Annotated in this window: 17 protein-coding genes; 9 read left to right on the top strand and 8 right to left on the bottom strand. The window is 34.8% G+C overall.

The features are described 5' to 3' along the window. Window positions 1-261: 261 nt before the first annotated feature. From tnpA to N3Z16_RS08200, 3 genes are all read left to right on the top strand, one after another. Entirely contained in the window at window positions 262-699 is a 438-nt protein-coding gene (tnpA, locus tag N3Z16_RS08210; RefSeq protein WP_282485546.1) for an IS200/IS605 family transposase, read from the top strand. Window positions 700-839: 140 nt separating this feature from the next. Continuing rightward, on the top strand, window positions 840-3,677 hold the full coding sequence (locus N3Z16_RS08205) for a sodium:solute symporter family transporter (protein ID WP_282486125.1): 2,838 nt from the start codon (window positions 840-842) through the stop codon (window positions 3,675-3,677). 145 nt (window positions 3,678-3,822) lie between these two features. Next, entirely contained in the window at window positions 3,823-5,826 is a 2,004-nt protein-coding gene (locus N3Z16_RS08200) for a hypothetical protein (RefSeq protein ID WP_282486124.1), read from the top strand. A 19-nt stretch (window positions 5,827-5,845) separates the two neighbouring features. On the opposite strand, the gene aspS is transcribed toward N3Z16_RS08200, so the two are convergent. Then, window positions 5,846-7,654 (bottom strand): aspartate--tRNA ligase, encoded by a 1,809-nt coding sequence (gene aspS / locus N3Z16_RS08195; RefSeq protein ID WP_282486982.1) that lies wholly within the window; start codon window positions 7,652-7,654, stop codon window positions 5,846-5,848. Window positions 7,655-7,734: 80 nt separating this feature from the next. On the opposite strand from aspS, the gene N3Z16_RS08190 reads away from it, so the two are divergent. The 5 genes from N3Z16_RS08190 (at window position 7,735) to N3Z16_RS08170 (ending at window position 11,852) form a co-directional block, all read left to right on the top strand. Further along, complete coding sequence (locus N3Z16_RS08190; protein ID WP_282486123.1) at window positions 7,735-8,598, top strand: ribonuclease D; 864 nt, start codon at window positions 7,735-7,737, stop codon at window positions 8,596-8,598. Window positions 8,599-8,755: 157 nt separating this feature from the next. Beyond that, window positions 8,756-9,370, top strand: coding sequence for a phospholipase D family nuclease (locus N3Z16_RS08185; RefSeq protein ID WP_223939023.1), 615 nt, complete (start codon window positions 8,756-8,758; stop codon window positions 9,368-9,370). A 15-nt stretch (window positions 9,371-9,385) separates the two neighbouring features. Next, a complete protein-coding gene (locus tag N3Z16_RS08180; protein ID WP_223939024.1) occupies window positions 9,386-10,387 on the top strand; it encodes a M23 family metallopeptidase in 1,002 nt (333 codons plus the stop codon). A gap of 30 nt (window positions 10,388-10,417) precedes the next feature. Beyond that, a complete protein-coding gene (locus tag N3Z16_RS08175) occupies window positions 10,418-10,690 on the top strand; it encodes a monovalent cation/H+ antiporter complex subunit F (RefSeq protein WP_223939025.1) in 273 nt (90 codons plus the stop codon). After that, entirely contained in the window at window positions 10,680-11,852 is a 1,173-nt protein-coding gene (locus N3Z16_RS08170; RefSeq protein ID WP_282486122.1) for an FAD-dependent monooxygenase, read from the top strand. Before N3Z16_RS08175 ends, N3Z16_RS08170 begins: the two co-directional genes overlap by 11 nt. Before the next feature lie 17 nt (window positions 11,853-11,869). Here N3Z16_RS08170 and N3Z16_RS08165 read toward each other — a convergent pair whose 3' ends face one another. The 7 genes from N3Z16_RS08165 to N3Z16_RS08135 form a co-directional block, all read right to left on the bottom strand. After that, complete coding sequence (locus N3Z16_RS08165; protein ID WP_282486121.1) at window positions 11,870-12,388, bottom strand: c-type cytochrome; 519 nt, start codon at window positions 12,386-12,388, stop codon at window positions 11,870-11,872. A 48-nt stretch (window positions 12,389-12,436) separates the two neighbouring features. Continuing rightward, a complete protein-coding gene (tsaD, locus tag N3Z16_RS08160; protein WP_282486980.1) occupies window positions 12,437-13,453 on the bottom strand; it encodes a tRNA (adenosine(37)-N6)-threonylcarbamoyltransferase complex transferase subunit TsaD in 1,017 nt (338 codons plus the stop codon). Window positions 13,454-13,533: 80 nt separating this feature from the next. After that, complete coding sequence (gene htpG / locus N3Z16_RS08155; protein ID WP_282486120.1) at window positions 13,534-15,411, bottom strand: molecular chaperone HtpG; 1,878 nt, start codon at window positions 15,409-15,411, stop codon at window positions 13,534-13,536. A 93-nt stretch (window positions 15,412-15,504) separates the two neighbouring features. After that, window positions 15,505-15,999, bottom strand: coding sequence for a HEPN domain-containing protein (locus N3Z16_RS08150; RefSeq protein WP_282486119.1), 495 nt, complete (start codon window positions 15,997-15,999; stop codon window positions 15,505-15,507). Between the two features lie 61 nt (window positions 16,000-16,060). Beyond that, window positions 16,061-16,399, bottom strand: coding sequence for a nucleotidyltransferase domain-containing protein (locus N3Z16_RS08145; protein ID WP_282486118.1), 339 nt, complete (start codon window positions 16,397-16,399; stop codon window positions 16,061-16,063). A 12-nt stretch (window positions 16,400-16,411) separates the two neighbouring features. Further along, window positions 16,412-17,587, bottom strand: coding sequence for an acetyl-CoA C-acetyltransferase (locus N3Z16_RS08140; RefSeq protein WP_282486117.1), 1,176 nt, complete (start codon window positions 17,585-17,587; stop codon window positions 16,412-16,414). Beyond that, on the bottom strand, window positions 17,584-18,606 hold the full coding sequence (locus N3Z16_RS08135) for an alpha/beta fold hydrolase (protein ID WP_282486115.1): 1,023 nt from the start codon (window positions 18,604-18,606) through the stop codon (window positions 17,584-17,586). Before N3Z16_RS08135 ends, N3Z16_RS08140 begins: the two co-directional genes overlap by 4 nt. 196 nt (window positions 18,607-18,802) lie before the next feature. Between N3Z16_RS08135 and N3Z16_RS08130 the strand changes: the two genes are divergently transcribed. Next, window positions 18,803-20,299, top strand: coding sequence for an Npt1/Npt2 family nucleotide transporter (locus N3Z16_RS08130; RefSeq protein WP_282486114.1), 1,497 nt, complete (start codon window positions 18,803-18,805; stop codon window positions 20,297-20,299). The last annotated feature ends 59 nt before the right edge of the window (window positions 20,300-20,358 follow it).

Genomic DNA, 20,358 nt, shown 5'->3' with positions numbered 1-20,358 from the left:
TGTGTAATCGTTAACTATATAGAAGTTTAATTGAAGTTATCAGAACAAAGCAAACCTATAATACCGCTCATGTAAAAAGTTTTTACAATCAGGTACTTTGTGGCATCATAAACTCATAATATGTATAAAATTATTAGTTATCTAAATTGTGTAATCTAAAAATTCCTGTTTATAGTCCCTTTGGTGGTGAAAACCTCCATCTTCCAGATGGAAAAGCTTTAGCTTGTCTAATGCGCCATGATGCGGTAGCATCATAAGTCTATGACTTACTATAACAAAAGATCACATTCAGTTTTTTATCATCGTTATCATATAGTATGGATAACGAAATATCGCTATAAGGTACTTACTTACGACATAAAAAAACGTGTTCGGGAACTAGTGTTACAGGTAGCTGAGGAAATGAGTATAAAGATAGAAAATGGCGTTGTATCAAGCGACCATGTCCATATATTTGCAAATATTCCTCCGCATATTAAAATTAGTGAATTTGTTCAGAAAGCTAAGGGAAGATCATCTAAAAGAATACAGGAAGAATTTCCGATACTAAAAAAGAAATACTGGGGTAGACATTTATGGGGCAGAGGATACTTCAGTTCAACTAGCGGTAATGTTACAGATGATATGATTAACGAATATATCAACAAACACACTGACGCTCATGAGACCGACTTTACTTCAAATATTAGGCTAGAATGAGCTTTAGCTTGATAAGCGACTTCTAGTCGCAAAGATCAAACTTTCATCTCTCAGATGAAAGTGGTTGATTTTAACTTAACAAGTTGATATATTGTATATCAATCAACTACTGGTTATATAATTTAAAATACACTTGTAACATGCAATTTGATATAGATTCAGGGATTTTTATTGGGTTTTTGATAGCTACTATAATACTAGGGCTTGCTTCTAGCCGTGGTATTAGGAATATTAGAGAGTACGCCGTAGGTAATAGAGATTTTAGCACTGCCACTATTGCAGCTACATTGGTAGCTACTTGGATTGGGGGAGAAGATTTTTTTTCACATTTAGCGGAGTCATATAATAACGGTTTATATTTTATATGGGCAGGAGCTATTGGTTATCTAGTATCCTTTTTATTGGTTGGTTATTTATTTGCCCCTCGTATGGGTGAATTTTTAGGAAAACTATCCATAGCTGAAGCTATGGATAGTTTGTATGGTAAACATGTTAGAATTATAACAGCCATTGCAGGATTTATAGGAACTAGCGGAATAATAGCTGTGCAATTAAATGTTGCTGGATTGTTATTTGAATATTCCCTCGGCCTTGACAAGATTTATGGAATAATTGTGGCAGGTATCATTATTACTCTATATTCAAGTTTAGGTGGTATTAAATCAGTTACTTTTACTGATTTAATACAATTAATGACTTTCTGTACAATAATACCAACTTTAGGATTTGTTGTTTTAAATGCCGTTGATTCAGTTGACACATTAATGAATAATTTAGTAACAAATCCACTTTTCGATTATCGCAAAGTGTTTGATTTCCGTGAGCCGAAGTCTTTATATTATCTATTCCTTTTCTGTTATATAGCTATTCCAGCGTTTAATCCGGCAATTTTTCAAAGAATAGCTATGGCTAAAAATACTACCCAAGTTAAATATTCGTTTATCAGTGCCGGATTTGCGTGTTTCTTTATTATTTTAATAATATATTGGATTAGCATAATACTGTTATTTAGTAGACCAGATATTGTTACACCAAGTGAAGTAGGAAAGCATGTAATATTTGACTATTCTTATATAGGATTAAGAGGATTAACCCTAGCTGGTATTATGGCAATGGTAATGTCTACTGCTGACTCATATGTTAATTCCACCTCAGTTTTAATTGTTCACGATTTCTGCAAGCCTTTAAAAATAAGCTTTATACGTAATGAGCTTAATTTTTCCAGGTTGGTTTCTCTGTTTATTGGTATGTTCTCAATGTTATTGGCAATGCGCAGTGGCAGTCTATTAGAATTATTCATGTTCACTAGCAGTTTTTACATGCCTGTCGTAACTGTCCCTTTTATTATGTCTATTTTTGGCTTCAGAAGCAGTAGTAAGTCCGTTTTGCTAGCTATGGGAGCTGGGTTTAGTACTGTAATATTGTGGGAATTTTTATTTAATATCAAGGTTATAGATAGTATTGTACCAGGCATGTTAGTAAATCTTATAGTACTAATGGGAAGTCATTATTTGCTTAGACAACCTGGAGGCTGGATTGGGATTAAGGATGAGAGCGGGCTAATTCAGGTTCGCAAAGAAAGGAGAAAAAGATTACAGCAGTTATGGTCGGATATTAAGTCCTTTAACCTGATAGAGGTTTATAAGAATAATTATCCTCAAGGTGATGGGTTAATTTCCATACTCGGCTTTTATGTGATGCTTTCTGTATTTGCCACCACGAATTTATTACCTGAAGAATATAGACTTCAGCATCTAGATATACTTGATGTGCTTTATCCGATAGCTGTTAGCAGTTCAGCAATTTTAATTAGCTATCCGTTATGGCTTTGGAACTGGAAAGAAAGTAAATTCGTAGGGATATTCTGGAATCTGATTATGTTCTGGGTATTAATCTGCTTTACCTTTTTAACGGTGTTAGTTGGTGGATTTTCCGAAGTACAGCTAATGGTGTTTATGATGAATGTTGTTATCATTTCCTCTTTAGGTAAATGGCAATGGTCGTTATTTAATTTCGTGTCCGGGATTGTCTTGGTTACTGTGTTTTATAATAATTATTACCCGGGTAATTTAGATAATGTTGAGTTCGCCTCATCGCAATTCAAGATATTTTATTTACTGTTATTACTTATTAGTACCTTAATTCTTTTCCTGAAACCCAAACAAGAGCATCAGGAGCTAACTGAAGAAAAGAACGAGCATCTAAGTGGCCGGATAAACATGTACAAGGAGCAGACCAGGGAAGCAGAAGCATTAAAAGGACGTTTTATTCGCAATATAACGCATGAATATCACGCTCCGATGACGGGGATATCGAGCATGGCTCAGGTACTGGTGCAGGATTATGATAAGTTAAATGATGAGCAGCGAAAAGTAGCAGCTAAAACGATACTAGATAGCTCGCTTCGTCTTGAGGTATTTGATTCGAATATATCAAGCCTCTCAAAACTGAATAAACCAAGTTATGACTTAAAACTGGTAGAAACGGACTTTAGTCAGCTAGTAGAGGATAGGGTTACACTTTGCCGCAAGCTATACGAGAATGAGGAAGAAAGTACTATTCACTGGCAAGAAGGGCCAGAGACCAGCAGAAGGAACTGGCAGCTGGATATTGAAGAGGGGATCATCTTAAATATTGATAAATACTACCTAAGCCAGGCAATAGATAATTTAATTATCAATAGTATCAATTACGCCAAAAGCGGAACTATTGCAATTAGCATCAAACGGGATAATGATAATGAAACGATAATTTTCAGCATTAGTGATGAGGGAATAGGAATCCCCCCTGATGAATTAGATGAGGTATTTGAGGAGTTTACGGTTAGTTCTAGAACCCAAAGTTTTGCCGGCGGAAGAGGAGTAGGCCTTGCGTTGTGTAAAAAGGTTATTGAAGTACACGGCGGAACAATCAAAGCCGAAAGTAAAAGAATGGGTACTACAATCTGGTTTACCTTGCCTTATATAAACAAGATATAATTTCTATCTTCGGTGTAATAATAAAGTAATGTATTAATAAAGATTCTTAAGCTTAATTTGTTTTTAAGTTGAATTAGTGGATTTAATGAGCTTACAGTAATAAATGATAAGTATTAAAACTGTATATTCAAATCTGCGGGTGAATATGTCAAAGGCAACTCTCTACGATAAGTTTAAATCTGATAAAGAATCTACTCTTGGGGTTATCCAAGAGTTCCTACAATCCACCCCAAAAAGTCCAACTATTGCTCCAGAGGATTTAGGACAATATCGGAGAGATGCAGTAACACTCGTATCACAAGGAAAATTTACCGAAGCACTGCAAACCCTTGAACGCTTAAGAGATGCAAAAAGTGGCATCGTAATGCAGGAAATAACAAAAGATGGTGTGCCGGTAATTATAAGGGACGCAAGAGCTGCTAAAATTCCCCCTGTTCGCGAAACTGAAGCTTTTGAAATGCAATATTTAAATGCAGTAAGAGCCGGAATGGATATTGCCGAAATATCAGGAAAACCTGCACTAAATACTCTGTTACAGAAAGAAGCTGACAAATTCATGGAAGAATTTTCTAAAAAAGAAGGTTTAACCCAAGAAGAATTATCAGGGTTGTTAAAAAAACAAATTAAAAATCTAGGAAAAATCCTTGAGGCAAATGGAATACCGGACGCATATAAAAAGCTAAATATTGCTAAAGACTTTCAAAATTTTAACGATAAACACTCAAATATAGTAACAGTTTCTTTAATTGAACATAACGGGCAAAAACATACAGTAATTGAAGCAGAAGTAGCCATGAAAGGCTTAACGGAAAGTCAAAAGAAGCAATATGAAAGTATATTGCAAAGTGAAGGACCAAAACCTTCCTGGTATACTGCCATGCCTAAATGGGAACAAGCACTATGTAAAAAATATGCAAGCAAAATTGCTGCCGGTGAACACGTAATCCCGACTCAGCTCAGGCAAATTGCAGGAATGAAGAACGCTTTTGAAAAAATTACTGCTATATCTGCAGGAGGAGAATTAGAAATACTCCACACCTCAAAACATGCAGGTACTTTAGCTTCTCTTGCTAGAGACAAAAATGCAAGGCAAGATATTACAGATGGAAATGCAGAGCAAGCCAAAGAATGGATCGGGCCAGAAAAGACATTGCATTGTAATACTTTTAATTCTGGACCTTTAGGGGCGGGTGACGACCCTGAAATAGTAAGAAGTACTAAAAAAGCTATGGAGAACGTCGGTGGAAAAGAAACCAATACTGCTTTTAATAGCTTCCGATATTCAGGATTTGCAAATGACCTAAAAGGTACAAAAGATACTTTAGAAATGTTAGCAGGTAGTCTTCCAAAAGATAAAGAATTCGACAAAATAAAATCCCATCTTCAGCCAAAAGGCTTTTTTGGCAGGTTATTGAGAACAGGTACTGCAGAAAAAGAAATACAAGATTTACTTAGTAGTAAAAAAATAGATAGCAGAACAGTAGAAATACTAAAAAGCGCTATTGATCTAAGACGTTCGGTAGAAAAAGCTGATTCTCTTTTAAGGTTTGGAGATGCTGAAAATGCTAGTCTTGCAACTTCGACCAAACTCAATAAATTAACTAGCGCCTTATCAGATTTAGAATCACCGCCAAAAGGAATGGCGAAACTTCCGCCGAAAGAGGAAATATTAAATATGTGTGCAAGCGGTAAAGATAGGACTGGCCTTGCTGAACATGACCAAACAGCAAAAGCAATAGCAACTAAAATCGGAGCACATATATTAGATATAGATAAGCAATTACTTGCATCCGGACATACGGCTCAGCAGGCTGGAGGAATTAATGCCGGCGGTGCTACCATTGGATGTTATGGTACAAAAAGCGAAAATAGAGCAGGTATACCGGTAAGCCGAAAAGAGAATTTAGAAGCAATAGTAGAGGTAACAGCAAATAGCAATAAGATCAAAGGAAAAAGCAAATTAAAAGAACCTAGGGTTACCGCTCCCGTTAAACCCTCTACTGAACATAGAGTGCAAACCGAAAAACCACAACCAGTGGTAGATGCACCAATTAGACCGAGAAGTAAAAGTGCTGATGCTGAGTTAGGTTCTCTGCCTTCTCCCCAAACTCCGGTTAAAACCGGTAGAGAGAGAAGTAAAAGTATCTAACAACTCAACACTTTATTTTTTATTGTTTTATTAGCTTGTTCCTAAGGGAAGGTGATAACATAATATTGAGTTCCCGCAGTTGCTTTTCTTCGGCATAATTTGGAGCACCCATAAGTAAATCTTCCGCTTGTTGGTTCATCGGAAAAGCTATAATCTCACGAATATTTGCAGTGTCGGCTATTAGCATAACCATTCTATCTATTCCTGGTGCAATACCTCCGTGAGGGGGGGCTCCATATTTAAATGCTCTTATCATTCCGCCGAATCTATTATCTACTTCCTGTTTAGAATAACCGGCGATTTCAAAAGCTTTATACATCAGCTCAGGTTTATGATTTCTAATTGCCCCACTTGAAAGTTCAATGCCATTACAAACTATATCATACTGGAAAGCTTTAATCTGTAGCAATTCTTCTTGAGTTTGTGCTTTTTCTAAAATTTCGATTCCCCCTTGCGGCATAGAAAATGGATTATGGTTAAAATCAATTTTTTTAGTGTCTTCATTAAGCTCATAAAATGGAAAATCAGTAATCCAGCAGAATTCAAAACGATTGTAATCTATCAGTTCAAGATCGACTCCCAGTTTTGTTCTAATTTTACCGGCTATCTTGGCAGCTTCCAGCTCCTTAGAACAAACAAAAAATATTGCATCACCATTTGTTAATTTAGCAGCAGTTTTTAAATTTTGCAGCTGGCTTTCATTTAAGAATTTTGCTATTGGGCCTTTTACTTCTCCCTCATAACCAAAAGTTATGTAACCAAGGCCGTTTGCCCCCTCGTTAATAGCGAATTTGGTCAAATCATCAAAATATTTACGTGATTTGCTGAGCAATTTAGGCCCAGGAATTGCCCGCACTACAAACCCTTTCTCGATATTATCTTTAAAAACTGTAAATGTAGAAGCAGCAAAAATATCCGTTACATCAATGATCTCAATTGGATTACGTAAATCCGGTTTATCATTACCATACTTAAGCATAGATTCAGTATATGGGATTCTGACAAAGGGAGGGTTGGAAACTTTTTTATTACTAAATTTACTAAAAATTTCAAACATTAATGGTTCAACCGTATTAAACACATCATCTTGCGTAACAAATGACATTTCAATATCAAGCTGATAAAATTCACCCGGCGATCTATCAGCCCTTGCATCCTCATCACGAAAACACGGCGCTATTTGAAAGTACCTATCAAAACCTGACATCATTAACATTTGTTTAAACTGCTGAGGGGCTTGAGGAAGGGCATAAAATTTACCAGGATGCATCCTACTTGGGACTAAGAAATCGCGAGCGCCTTCCGGAGAGCTGGCTGTAAGAATCGGCGTTTGAAATTCTGTAAATTTTTGAGAAATCATATGTTTTCGGATTTCAGCAATTATTTTAGATCGAAGTATTATGTTGGTGTGCAGTTTTTCCCGTCTTAAATCTAGAAATCTATATTTAAGCCTGATATCTTCAGGCGCTTCTTGCTCAGAATTTACATTAAGAGGTAACATATCTGCTTCTGATTCTAGAATGTAACTCGTAACTACTATTTCAATTTCACCTGTATTGATTGTTGTATTTATATTATCTTGATCCCGACTAACTACTTTGCCCTCTACTGTAATAACGCTTTCATAGCGCAAATAACTTGCTCTATCTTTTAACGACAAGTCTTGGTCAGTAAAAACTAATTGCGTTATTCCATAATGATCTCTAATATCTATGAATAACAAATTACCATGGTCTCTGCGTCTGTGAACCCACCCAGATAACTTTACGGTTTGACCAACGGATAATTTGTTAAGTTCACTACAATTATGAGTTCTGTATTTATGCATAGACTTAATAATTTTAATATTCATATGTGTACATAAGTATGTACTTATATATATAATAGGCATTTTAAGCAATCAAAATCATGATACTTATCAGCAATCAATCAGAGTTTAATAAAATCTGCGAGGTTTTATCAAATGAAAGAATTCTTTATATGGATACTGAGTTTCATAGGAGAAAAACTTACTATGCGATTTTAAGTATTATTCAGATTAGTACTCCTAATCAACAGATAATAATAGATGCGCTTAGTGATATAAACCTCTCTGCCTTAAAAACCATACTGCTTAACCCACTTATACTGAAAGTACTCCACTCTCCAGACCAAGACTTTGAAATATTTTTAAAGCTTTTTGGTGCTCTCCCAAAAAACGTTTTTGATACTCAAATTGCAGCAAATGTTTGTGGTATGGAAGAAGGAATGGGTTATAGCAAATTATGTAAAGCAATGTTAAATATTGAGATAGATAAATCGCTTCAAAAGGCCAATTGGCTTGAGAGGCCTTTATCTAAAGCTTTATTGGAATATGCAATCCGTGATACTGAATTTTTAATCCCCCTACACAGAATATTATCGGATACCTTAACAAGCAGAAAATTATGGGATAATTATAACTCTAAAACTGCCAAATTATTAGATAGTAATTCTTATAAATTTTCTCCTGAGAGAATAATCCAAAAAATGGAACTAAGGAATAAAAATGAAGAATTTTTACATAAGTTGTTCCAATTTACTTTACTTAGGGAAGAATGCTCGCAGATACTTAATATTCCAAGAAACCATTGCGCTAAAGATCATGATCTTATACTCCTTTCAACTCATTTACCTACTAATAATGAGCAATTAAATAAGCTTTACCTGGGCTTTATTCCATTATGTAAAACCCAGTTCAGAAATAAAATATTTGATTTATCTGAAGGGTTAAAAACTAGCAAATTAACTTAATATATCATTTAAATTTTTATTAGCGAACTAGCCAATTTATCCCTTAATTTCTCTCTTAAATATATTAGTAATTATTTAATCACCGATTTTTTTATAAATACACTTGCATCATCGAAAAAGAGTTACTACCATTTAAAATGTTAAGTATCTATTTATTATGGCCAGAAAAAGTATTTTTAAAAAATCTCAAATAAATCATTCTTTGAAATTTTTTACTTTTAGTAAAAAACCTATTCGATCAATTTTAGCTACTTTAACTCTAGGAATCGCTATTGGTGTTGGTTACGAAGAAATGATAGGTATAGGGACCTGGCATAAATTTCAAGCAGATACCGATAAAATTAACGTTTGCTTTACCCCACCATCTGGTTGTGGTAGCTTGATTGCTCAACAAATAACTAAAGCAAAAGAATCTATTTTCGTTCAAGCTTACGGGCTAACATCTGATATGATAATTCATCAGCTTAAAAATGCTCATGAACGAGGGGTAAAAGTCAGGATTTTGTTAGATGGAGGAAATTTAAGCGATAACAAGGATATTTTCGAACATTTTAAAAGGCTTGGCATTGATGTATATTATGATAAAATGCCTGGGATTGCTCATAATAAAGTAATGATAATTGATCGAAAGAAAGTTATAACAGGCTCTTTTAATTTCACTAAGGCAGCAGATAACAAAAATGCTGAGAATGTACTCTTAATAGAAGATAGTGAACTTGCTGCAACCTATATAGATAATTGGAAAAGTAGGGCAAAACATAATATACATTAATGGTTAGTATTAAATATGAACAAAATATTTTTTTTATACTTTCGCTTAATAATTATCTTTTCAATTTGCTGGTTACAAAATGCTTGGGGAATAACAGCTATTGAATTGCCTATCGATTGTAAGCTCGGAGAAAACTGCTGGATTGCCAACTTACCGAGGCATTTTAATGATGGTAAAGAAGTAGACTACAAGTGCGGGGTCAGGACTTTTTCCGGTCACAGAGGTACGGATTTTATTCTAGAAAGTATCGAACAAATTAAACAAGGAGTGGATGTGCTTTCTCCGTTTGATGGAGTAGTTAAAGCAGTAAGAGATGGAATTGAAGATATCAATGTAGATATCGGTGGTCTTGACAAAATAAAAGACCAAGAATGTGGTAACGGGGTAGTTATTACTACACATGATTTAGAAGCCCAGCTTTGTCATATGCAAAAAGGTTCTATTTCGGTCAAAGTAGGCGATCGGGTATTAGCCGGCGAGCGTCTTGGTTCTGTTGGTCTATCTGGCAACACTAACCATCCTCATCTTTATTTTGCTCTTAGTAAAAAAAATCAAGACGGTAGTTTAAGCGAAATAGATCCTTTTTATGGTGATCAACCTAATTGCGGTCTCCGTCCCCAACCCTTGTGGGAAAATCCGGATTATTTAAGCGAAAACATCAAAGATGGAATTGTTTATAACTATGGAGTAGCTTTTCAAATACCGGAACTGGCAAAAGTTAGGGAAGGATACTATCAGCGCATTATCCAACCTCGTAATCCGGAAGTTATAATGGTCTTTGCTGATGTTTTATCAGTTGATAAAGGACATAAAATGAAGGTGCAATTTCTTGATTCAGAAGAAAAAATACTTTTTGAGAAAGAACATGAATTCTCTAAATACCAACCTAAATACTTTTTTTATGTTGGCAAGAACCTTCATAAAGAACAAATACACGGTAATTTCACTATAAAAATTGCTTATACAAAACCTGATGAATCTGTTGTAACTTATAGCAAAGAAGTGGTACTTGAGTGATAATAGAGTATTTTAACGTGGGATAGAAAGATGCTAAATATCTGTTTAGTGGTGTTATTACTTTTCTCGGGAGTAGTAGTCTGCGCCATGTTACTGCAAAAGGAAATATTTACAAAATTATTATTTTTAAATACCGCAACTAGTTTAATATCTTTATTTATCTGCTTTTTAGGAAGCTATAAAGTTAATAGCTCTTACATCGACATCGCTTTAATATATTTTTTACTAAGCGTGGTTGGAAACTTGGCTTACTTAAAATATTTTTTACAGAAACATCAAAAAGAAGCAAAGAATGAGCAGTAATAATAATATTGTGATCCTTGGCTGCGGGCTTAGTGGCATGATAACTGCCCTAGCTTTAGCAAAATACAATATCTCCAGTATTATTGTTGAAGCGCAGCCTACTACAAACCAAGAATTTTTTGACGATATTAGAACTACTGCCATCAATGCTGCTTCCCGAAACATCTTTGAAAAAATTGGTATTTGGCCAGAGCTATTAGAATTATGTGGGCCTATAAATGATATATATGTTGTTGATAATAAAGCCCCTGAAATGCTTCATTTTTTAATAGAAGATGAAGATAGTTCTAAAAATAGGAAAATGGGTTATTTAATAGAGAATACAAAATTTAAAAAATGCCTTTATGATTTAGTTAAACAAAATAACCTTATAACTGTTTTAGACAATATAAAATACCAGGCAATTAATAATAATTCGGACTATTGCAAGATTAAACTGAGTAATAATAGTCAATTAGTGTGTAAACTGCTTATAGTTTGCGACGGTAAAAACTCCAGAGCAAAAAATCTATTTTTTTCCAACGATATAGAAGTAGATTACAACCAACAAGCCTTAACTTTTATTGTGGGACATGAAAGAAACCACGAAGGCACCGCTGTTGAACATTTTATGCCTACCGGCCCGTTTGCGATCCTGCCTTTAAAAGATCCTTATAAGTCGTCTATTGTATGGACGGTTTCTGAAAGTTACGCATCAGCTCTTTTAACCATAGAACCCAAAGAATTTGCTTATCTAGTTCAAGAAAACTTTGGTTCATTTCTAGGAAAAATTGAATTCCAAAGTAAGGTGGGTGGATTCCCGCTTAAAGCGTATACGGCTAAAAAATACTATAATAATAGCATAGTCCTAATTGCTGATACTGCTCATGTGATTCATCCTCTTGCAGGGCAAGGTCTAAACCAAGGAATAAAAGATATAGGTTGCTTATCTAGTTTAATTGCTGTAAATAGTATTAATAAAGATACGCTGATTAACTATCAAAAACTTAGACAAGACGATAATAAAAATATGCTCTTAATTACTGACGTTATTAATAGTATTTTTTCGTCCAACTCAAAAATATTTCACTCAACAAGACAGCTTGGTTTTAAAGCAATAGAAAAAATTCCCCCTTTTAAAGAAATGCTGATAAAATACGCCATGGGAGAAAGAGGAAAATAAGTAATTTTAACAACCAATTAACTGGCTTTTTCTTTCAAAAATGCAATTACGTCTGCAATTTCTTCAGGTTTGCTAAGGCCGGCAAACGACATTTTAGTACCAGGAATAAATTTAGATGGTTTATGCAGGAACTTATATAAACTTTCATCATCCCAAACCCCGCCGGCAGCTTGCAGTGCTTTTGAATAGGCAAAATCGTTTCTATGTGCTTTAGGCCCTCCAGCAACTTTCCATAGATTTGGACCTACTTTATTTGTTCCCCCATTATCAAAACTATGACAGGAAACGCATTTTTTTATTATCCCTGCTCCCGCTTCCGCATTAGCTTTTGCCATCAGTGCTTTAATATCAACAGGTATCTCTTTTGTTTCCCCAGCATTTGTAGCACTAGCTTCTTCTGCTTCTAAATGATATCCTCTTTGTGATACCTGAAGCTTTGGCTTGTATAAAATGTTAGCTACAAAGCCAACAAGCATTGCAATTAAACTAGCAAGTAGTATTGCCGCAACGATTTTATTTAACTCTATTCCGGACATAAATCTTATTAGTGTTATTAACCAAATATATGCATCAAAATGTCATGATTATAAGTCTTCCAAGCCCCAACGTGCCCTCGGTTTAAAGCTTACATCGTTTATTATACCAGCGTAAAAACGCTCCAGTCCAGCAAAAGCTATCATTGCTGCATTATCCGTACATAAGTTTATTGGCGGTGCAACAAAATTATACCCACTTTCCTGCGCAACAGATAAAAGTGTAGATCTTAGGGCTTTATTAGCTGCGACGCCTCCCGCAACCACTAAAGTCTTACCTGCTGCTATTTTTTCATATTCATTAATAGCATATTTTGTTTTTTTGTAAATAATATTGCTAATAGCTTTCTGAAAGCTTGCTGCCACATCACAAATATCCTGCTCCGACAACATTCCTAACTGTTCTATTTTTATCCTTACTGCTGTTTTTAAACCAGAGAAAGACATATCGCAAGTTTTCTGGTTAATCATTGGCATAGGTAATTCAAATCTATTTCCGTTACCATTTAGGGCCTTTTTTTCTATTTCTGGTCCACCCGGAAAACCGAGATTCATCATTTTAGCTACTTTATCAAAAGCTTCTCCTATTGCATCATCTAAAGTTTGGCCAAGAATCTTATATTTACCAAGACCTAGTATAGCTACATACTGGCAATGCCCGCCGCTAGCAAGGAGCAGTAAATAAGGATACTCAACCTGATCGGTTAATCTAGCCGTTAAAGCATGCCCCTCAAGATGATTGATAGCAATAAAAGGTTTTTTAAGTACGCTGGAGATCGCTTTTGCAAACATAGCACCTACAATAACGCCGCCAATAAGGCCTGGTCCGCTTGTTGCAGCTATAACATCAATTTCCTTGATATCCATTTTTGCTTCAGATAAAGCTAGATTTATAGCTTTCTTTAGATGTTTCATATGAGAGCGAGCTGCAATCTCAGGGACTACTCCTTGAAATATTTCATGCTCGCTCTTTTGAGAGATAACGATGTTCGAAAGTATACAACGATTAGAGTCAATAATTGCCACCCCAGTATCGTCACAACTGGATTCTATCCCAAGAACTCTAATATATTCAGACAATTACCTTGCTCTCTTCTAATCTTTTAACATTAAAGCTTACTTATTTACCATAGCTTGTAAACTTTGGCTTATACGTTAGCCTTTTCTAAAAAGTAGTTCAACCTTCTGGCAAAAGCACCAGCATCTTCAACAGGTTGGCCTTCAATAACACAAGCTTGATCAAACAATAAATGGACAAGTTGCTTATTTTCTTCTTCATGTTCCGTGCTGTCTATTTGGCTGAGGATTTTTTTTACAATTTTATGGTTAGGATTAACTTCAAGGATTTTACTAGAGGCTGCAGATAACTGCTTTTGTTCTATTAAAAATCTTTCCATTCTTATATCCATAGCTCCTTCACCTACCGCAAGACAAGCAGGGCTTGATGTTAATTTTTTTGAAATTTTTACGTCTTTAACTAAACTACCTAATGTTTCTTTAAAATAACCGATTAACTTCTCGTTAGAAGAATCATTATTTTCCTTTGAGCTTTCTTTCTGATCAACCTTATTTTCAGCTGAATCAGTTTTATTTAGATCTATATCAGCTCTGGTTACAGACTTAATTTGAATGTCTTTATAACGACCGTTAACATTGACCCAGAAATCATCAACAGTATCAGTAAAGAGCAAAACATCGATTCCTTTACTTAAAAATCCTTCTATCTGAGGGCTATTTTTAAGTTTAGTTGCATCTTCTCCGCTTAAATAATAGATGGTTTTCTCATCACCTTTACAATTATCCAGATATTCGTCGAAGCTGATCATTTTGTCATGCAAGGCGCTTCTAAATACACAAACTTCTAATAATTTTTCATGATCAGAGGTAACTTCACATAATCCTTCTTTTAATGCTCCACCAAAATTATTCCAGAAAACAAGATACTCTTCGAAATTTTCATCCTTTTTCTTTTTAAGTTCAGTAAGAACTCTTTTTGTAATGGAGTTTTTAATTTTTTCTATAGTAGAGTTATGCTGCAGAGTTTCTCTATTAATATTGAGCGGTAGATCCTCCGAATCTACTACACCTCTTAGGAAACGTAGGTATGGCGGGACAATATCTATATTTTCATCGGTAATAAAAACTCTTTTTATGTATAATTTTACTCGGCACTTACGATCCGGATGAAATAAATCAAAGGTTTTGGTAGACGGAATAAATAGTAAGTTAGTAAATTCAACCGTACCTTCGTTTTTATTATGCATTATTATCCACGGATCATCAGGAGAGAACGAAACGTTTTTGTAGAATTCCTTGTATTGTTCTGGTTCAATATCACTCTTTGGGCGCATCCATAAAGCTGAAGAAGAATTGACTTTGTTTGCTACCCCGTCATCATCCGTAAAATAAATAGGAACAGCTATATGGTCTGAATAATTCTTAACTATATGTTTTAATCTAAAGTGGTCAAGAAAGGATTCTTCAGCTTCCTTTATGTGGAGCAATACTTCTGTCCCACGGGAAAAATCAATATCTACATCAGCTACGGTATACTCACCGTTACCATCTGAACTCCAGGAATACACCTTATCCTCACCGGCTTTTCGTGAAGTAACGGTAATTTGATCAGCTACCATAAAGGCAGAATAGAAGCCGACACCGAACTGTCCTATCAACATATTATCTTTTTTATTGTCTCCAGAAAGTTGACTGAGAAAATTTTGCGTGCCGGATTTAGCTATAGTACCGAGGTTTTCTTTCAAATCCTGCTTATTCATACCTATGCCGTTATCTCTAACTGAGATCGTTTTGGCATCCTTATTGATTTTGATATGAATCTTAAATTCCGGATCATCTGCAATTAAAGTGCTATCAGTCTGGGCAAGGTATCTTAACTTATCACAGGCATCGGAGCTATTAGAGATCAGCTCACGCATGAATATTTCTTTATTCGTATAGATGGAATGAATCATTAAATGCAAAACTTTACCTATTTCTGCATCAAATTTATTTTTTTCCTCAGTCATAATTTTCCCTTAAATTGTTGCTTGATTCATATGATATATAGTTACTGAAAAGTAAAATTCAAATATGGTAGCAAAAAATATTTTATAAAATTATTATGCTATTTCTCTATTAATATTCTCAAGGCAGATTTTCTCTGTTACTTTCTGCAGTTTTTCCACTCTTTCAATTAAATAAAGTAACTCTTCCTTGGTAACCCTATATTCGTAGTTATACCTAGCATCAATATAGGCTTTTGCAAGCAACTCAAAACATTTTTTTTGCTCGTCAGTTTCACAAGGAAATATTTTAAATAATTCATGGTTATAACTCCTAGCCATTTGGCTAAGTTGTAATATGTCATGAAGTTTTGGTTTATAACCTGTAAAAACTAGCAGAATAGTGCTGTAAAAACTCTCTGTAGCTTGATGAAGCTCAAAAGCTCCTTTGTTAAAATCCTTTCTTTCCAGAGCATGAAAGGTATCAATAAAAAACGATGCACCTTTGCCAAACCAGTGTTTATAATCTTTTTGTGCTATTTCTTTTCTTTTTTCCGTTGGTAGCTCTTTTGCTTCTGATAGTTTAAATTCACCACTATCATAAAGTAGCACTCCTTCCTTTTTTATATCGGTAAAAAAATACTGCCCCTGTTCTAGATGCTCGTTTACGACGTTAATAGATTCCAGAACAATAGTTACTAAGGGTTCTTTTAATCCTAAACCACGAAGTCCTTTTTTTTTCCAGTCTTCTTTTTATATTATCCTCTATCCGAAAGCGGGCCGCTCCACCTCCATATTTTCCTTTGACTATAACCATAATGTCAAAATCACTCTGGTAACTGTAAAGTATATGGCCTTCAGTGTACCAATCCTGTACCCACGTTCCTTTTGCGTAAGAACCAAAAAGGATAATCATAGCTATTTTATCTCTAGCTGAAGCCAGAATTTCCTCTGTAACCCTTGCTAATCTTTCCCGAGCTATAAGAGAACGTGGGGGTAGAGTGGTTTTCACAATAAATTTAATCTATGGTTTTTCAAAGCACATAGCAATACCCATCCCTCCGCCGATACACAAGGTAGCAAGAGCTTTTTTAGCTGATATTTTTTGCATTTCGTGCAATAAAGTCACTAAGACTCTAGCACCACTTGCTCCAATCGGATGGCCAATAGCGACAGCGCCGCCATTAACATTAACTTTGCTCGTGCCCCATTTCATCTGCTCATTAACGTAACATGCCTGCACGGCAAATGCTTCATTTGCTTCTATGAGATCAAGGTCATCAACACTCCATCCTGCTCTTGCCAACGCTAATTTCGCAGCCGGCACCGGACCTGTACCCATGATTGAAGGATCAACCCCGCACATACCAGTTGAAACAATTCTAGCAATCGGGTTTAAATTATATTTTTTGACTGCTTCTTCTGAAGCAACCAGTACTGCCGCTGCACCATCGTTTATGGTTGAGGCATTACCGGCTGTAACAGTACCGGCAGGATCAAATGCCGGCCGTAGCTTGCTTAGAACTTCTAGGGAAGAATCTCCTCTTACCCCTTCATCGTAATCAAAGATTTTTGTTTCTTTTTTCAGTTGCACTTCAATCGGTACGATTTCATTTTTAAATCTACCATTTTTTTGAGCGGCTGCTGCTTTTGCTTGTGATTTAACTGCAAATTCATCCTGCATTTCTCTGGAAATGTTAAATTTTTTGGCAATATTTTCTGCTGTAATCCCCATTGCAACACCCGAAAAAACATCAGTTAAGCCATCATACATCATAAAATCAATTAATTTCTCATCACCAAATTTCCTGCCGCTCCTAATGTAAGTACCGTGCATTCCAAGAGACATATTTTCCTGTCCTCCTGCAATAATTAAATCAGCTTGTTTGCAAGCAATAGCATTCGCAGCTATTGATACCGCCTTTAACCCCGAACCACAAACTTTATTGATAGTAACGGCCGGAACGGATGTATCCATACCTGCTTTAATAGCAGCCTGACGAGCGGGATTCTGCCCTGATCCGCCGGTAATTACCTGTCCTAATATTACTTCGCTGATTAATTTATTATCGACTTTACTGTCATCTAATATAGCTTTAATTACGCTTGCACCAAGCGTAGGAGCTGGAATTTGTGACAAACTCCCTAAAAATGAACCTACCGCAGTTCTTTTAGCATGTGTAATAAATACTTCCTTCATTTTTTTATACCTCTCTTGATGCTAATTAAATTTTGGTTGCACAACCACTGAGTATATTGTTTCTTAAATTTCTGGTCATTATTTATCAAATAGTTTATATGACCACCGTCAACCGATATAAGTGTAGATTTTTTTATCCCCTTTTGCAAAGGAACTATTGAAGAAATAGGAACAATTTGATCGTCTTTAGCTGAAATAATACAGGTTGGAACATCGATTTTTTCTAAAGAAACAGGCTGATCATTAATATATATGGTGTTACTAATTAGGGCATTTTTAGCAATTATTTCATCTAGAATCTCGTTATATACCGAAACTGGAATTTCTATACCTGACTGTAACCATTGCTCAATACGCAAATATTTTTCTCTCGCTTCTTGCGTTTTGAGAGCAAAATACTTATTTACCTTTGTTTGATAATGGCTTGGAAACAGCATAAAAAACATCATTTGTATATAAATTTTGGGTACTGTGTCTAAGCCGTATATAGCTTTTTTTATCTGTAAAGCTTCTGATAAAAAGTACGGAGCAGCAAAATGCGAATAGTCCCAAGGTGTAGTAAGCAAAGTTAGAGATTTTATATTGTTATAAATAAATGTAGAGAAGATTGCTATATTTCCTCCTATACAGTGTCCGACCAGATTTGGCTGAGTCGATGTTCTATCCTGGACAAATCTTACAGCTTTAGCAACGTCCTTTGCATAATCATATAATTTCAAAGTGTCTTTGGTTTCTTTCCATTCAAGTAAGTAAACATCACCAAATGATTTAACATATTCAATATAATTCTGCTTTCGGTTTAAAAACAATATCGCAGGAGAGTTAAATAGAGAAGGTACTATGACAAAATTTTGATTAGAGGATGTGCCTGATTTAAATAACCATAAATTAGAAAGTTTAGAATTGTAACCAGATTTTATAGCACCTAATTTGTAATTATCCCATCCTTGGTCTAAATCTAAATATTTACAGTAATCTTCTTGATATATTTTATGTAACTCATTACAAAAAGAAAACATGTTTACCTGTATTTGCGCTTGACGGGTTATTTAAAGCTGATTATAATCCCTTAAATTTTTTATCGTTGACTTACGGCTTTACAAGGTTTTTTAAATCACTATTTAGATATAAAGAAGCTTTGCAGCCTCACGACTAAAAATAACTTAAAACAGAACATATTTTAAGTTTTTTTTTTGTCATAGGTGTTATTAAGCAATGTCGCAATCAGACTCAGATCATTTTAAAAGTAAAATCAGAACTATTTTTTGGCCTATAAAAAGATATGAATTAGCTAAATTCATACCGATGGCCGCTTTGATGTTTTGTGTTTTATTTAACCAAAATATTTTAAGAATCTTAAAAGACAGCATATTAATTTCTGAGATTAGTGCCGAGATAACAAGTTTTGCAAAAGTATATTGTGTAACTCCAGCTGCAACCATATTTGTTATTATCTATGCAAAACTTATAAATCATTTAACTTTTGAGAAAATATTCTACCACCTTGTCTCTTTTTTTACTGGTTTTTACGTGATTTTTGCTTTCATATTATATCCCAATATCGATTTTTTTCATATGAATGGAGAAAAATTGGATTACCTGATGTCTGCCTACCCTCATTTTAAATGGTATATAGCTATTCTCGGTAATTGGGGTTACATAATATTTTATACTTTATCTGAATTATGGCCTAACGTTTTTTATATTTTGCTTTTCTGGCAATTAGCTAACGAGATAACTTCTACTAAGGAAGCAAAAAGATTTTATACTTTATTTTCCTTATTCGGTAACTCTTCTGTAATCGTTGTGGGCCTCCTTATGCTAAATTTATCTTCCAAAGAAAGCATAACCAGAAAATTATTTACTATCTCTGATAGCAAAATACTGCTTACTCAAGTATCAACAAGTTTCGTTGCTCTTTCTGCGATATTTTCATGCTTACTTGTTAGATACATAACAAAAAGAGTGATGACTAATCCCAATTTATATTTAAGGCCGCCGGAAGAATTATCAAAAAATAAAATGGGACTAATCGAGAGTTTTAAATATATCGCTCGTTCAAAATATCTGTGGTTGATGCTTATTTGTTCAGCCTCATTTGGGTTGTCCATGAACTTAGTAGAAGCCGTGTGGAAAGCAAAGATTAAAGAACTTTATCCAAGTGTTACGGAATTTGCAGCTTTTAGCAGTATTTACATTCTCTGGACTGGAGTTGTAATAATGATCCTAACTGTAGTAGGAACTAACATAATGCGCACTAGAAGCTGGTTTACTGCTGCAGTTATTACCCCAATTGTTATTCTAATTACCGGAAGCATGTTTTTTGTGCTAGTTGTTTTCGATGAGGTGATTTTTTCTTTTTATGAAGGTGCAATTATCACTACCCCTCTTGCACTTGCAGTGTCGGTAGGGGCAATTCAAAATATTCTCTCAAAAGGCTCGAAATATTCTATTTGGGATACCTCAAGAGAGATGCTATATATTCCTCTTGACCAAGAACTCAGAACTAAAGGTAAAGCAGCTGTAGATGTAATTAGCCCTAAAATTGGAAAATCTGCTAGCGGTCTTGTTCAATCCGTGATTTTTACTATATTACCGACAGCTACATATAATAGCATTTCTTCTAGTTTAATGGTGATATTTATAGTTGTCTGCTTATTATGGATATATTCAGTAAGAAAAATATATTTTGAATATCAGAAAATAGTTTAAAACACTTCTATTAACTAACAAATTTCTGCGGTATCCACGACGCCAGAAACGACTTTAGC

The organism is Candidatus Megaera polyxenophila (genome assembly GCF_029982035.1).
Taxonomy (GTDB): Bacteria; Pseudomonadota; Alphaproteobacteria; order Rickettsiales; family Rickettsiaceae; genus Megaera; species Megaera polyxenophila.
This window is presented reverse-complemented; position numbering and strand designations above follow the sequence as displayed.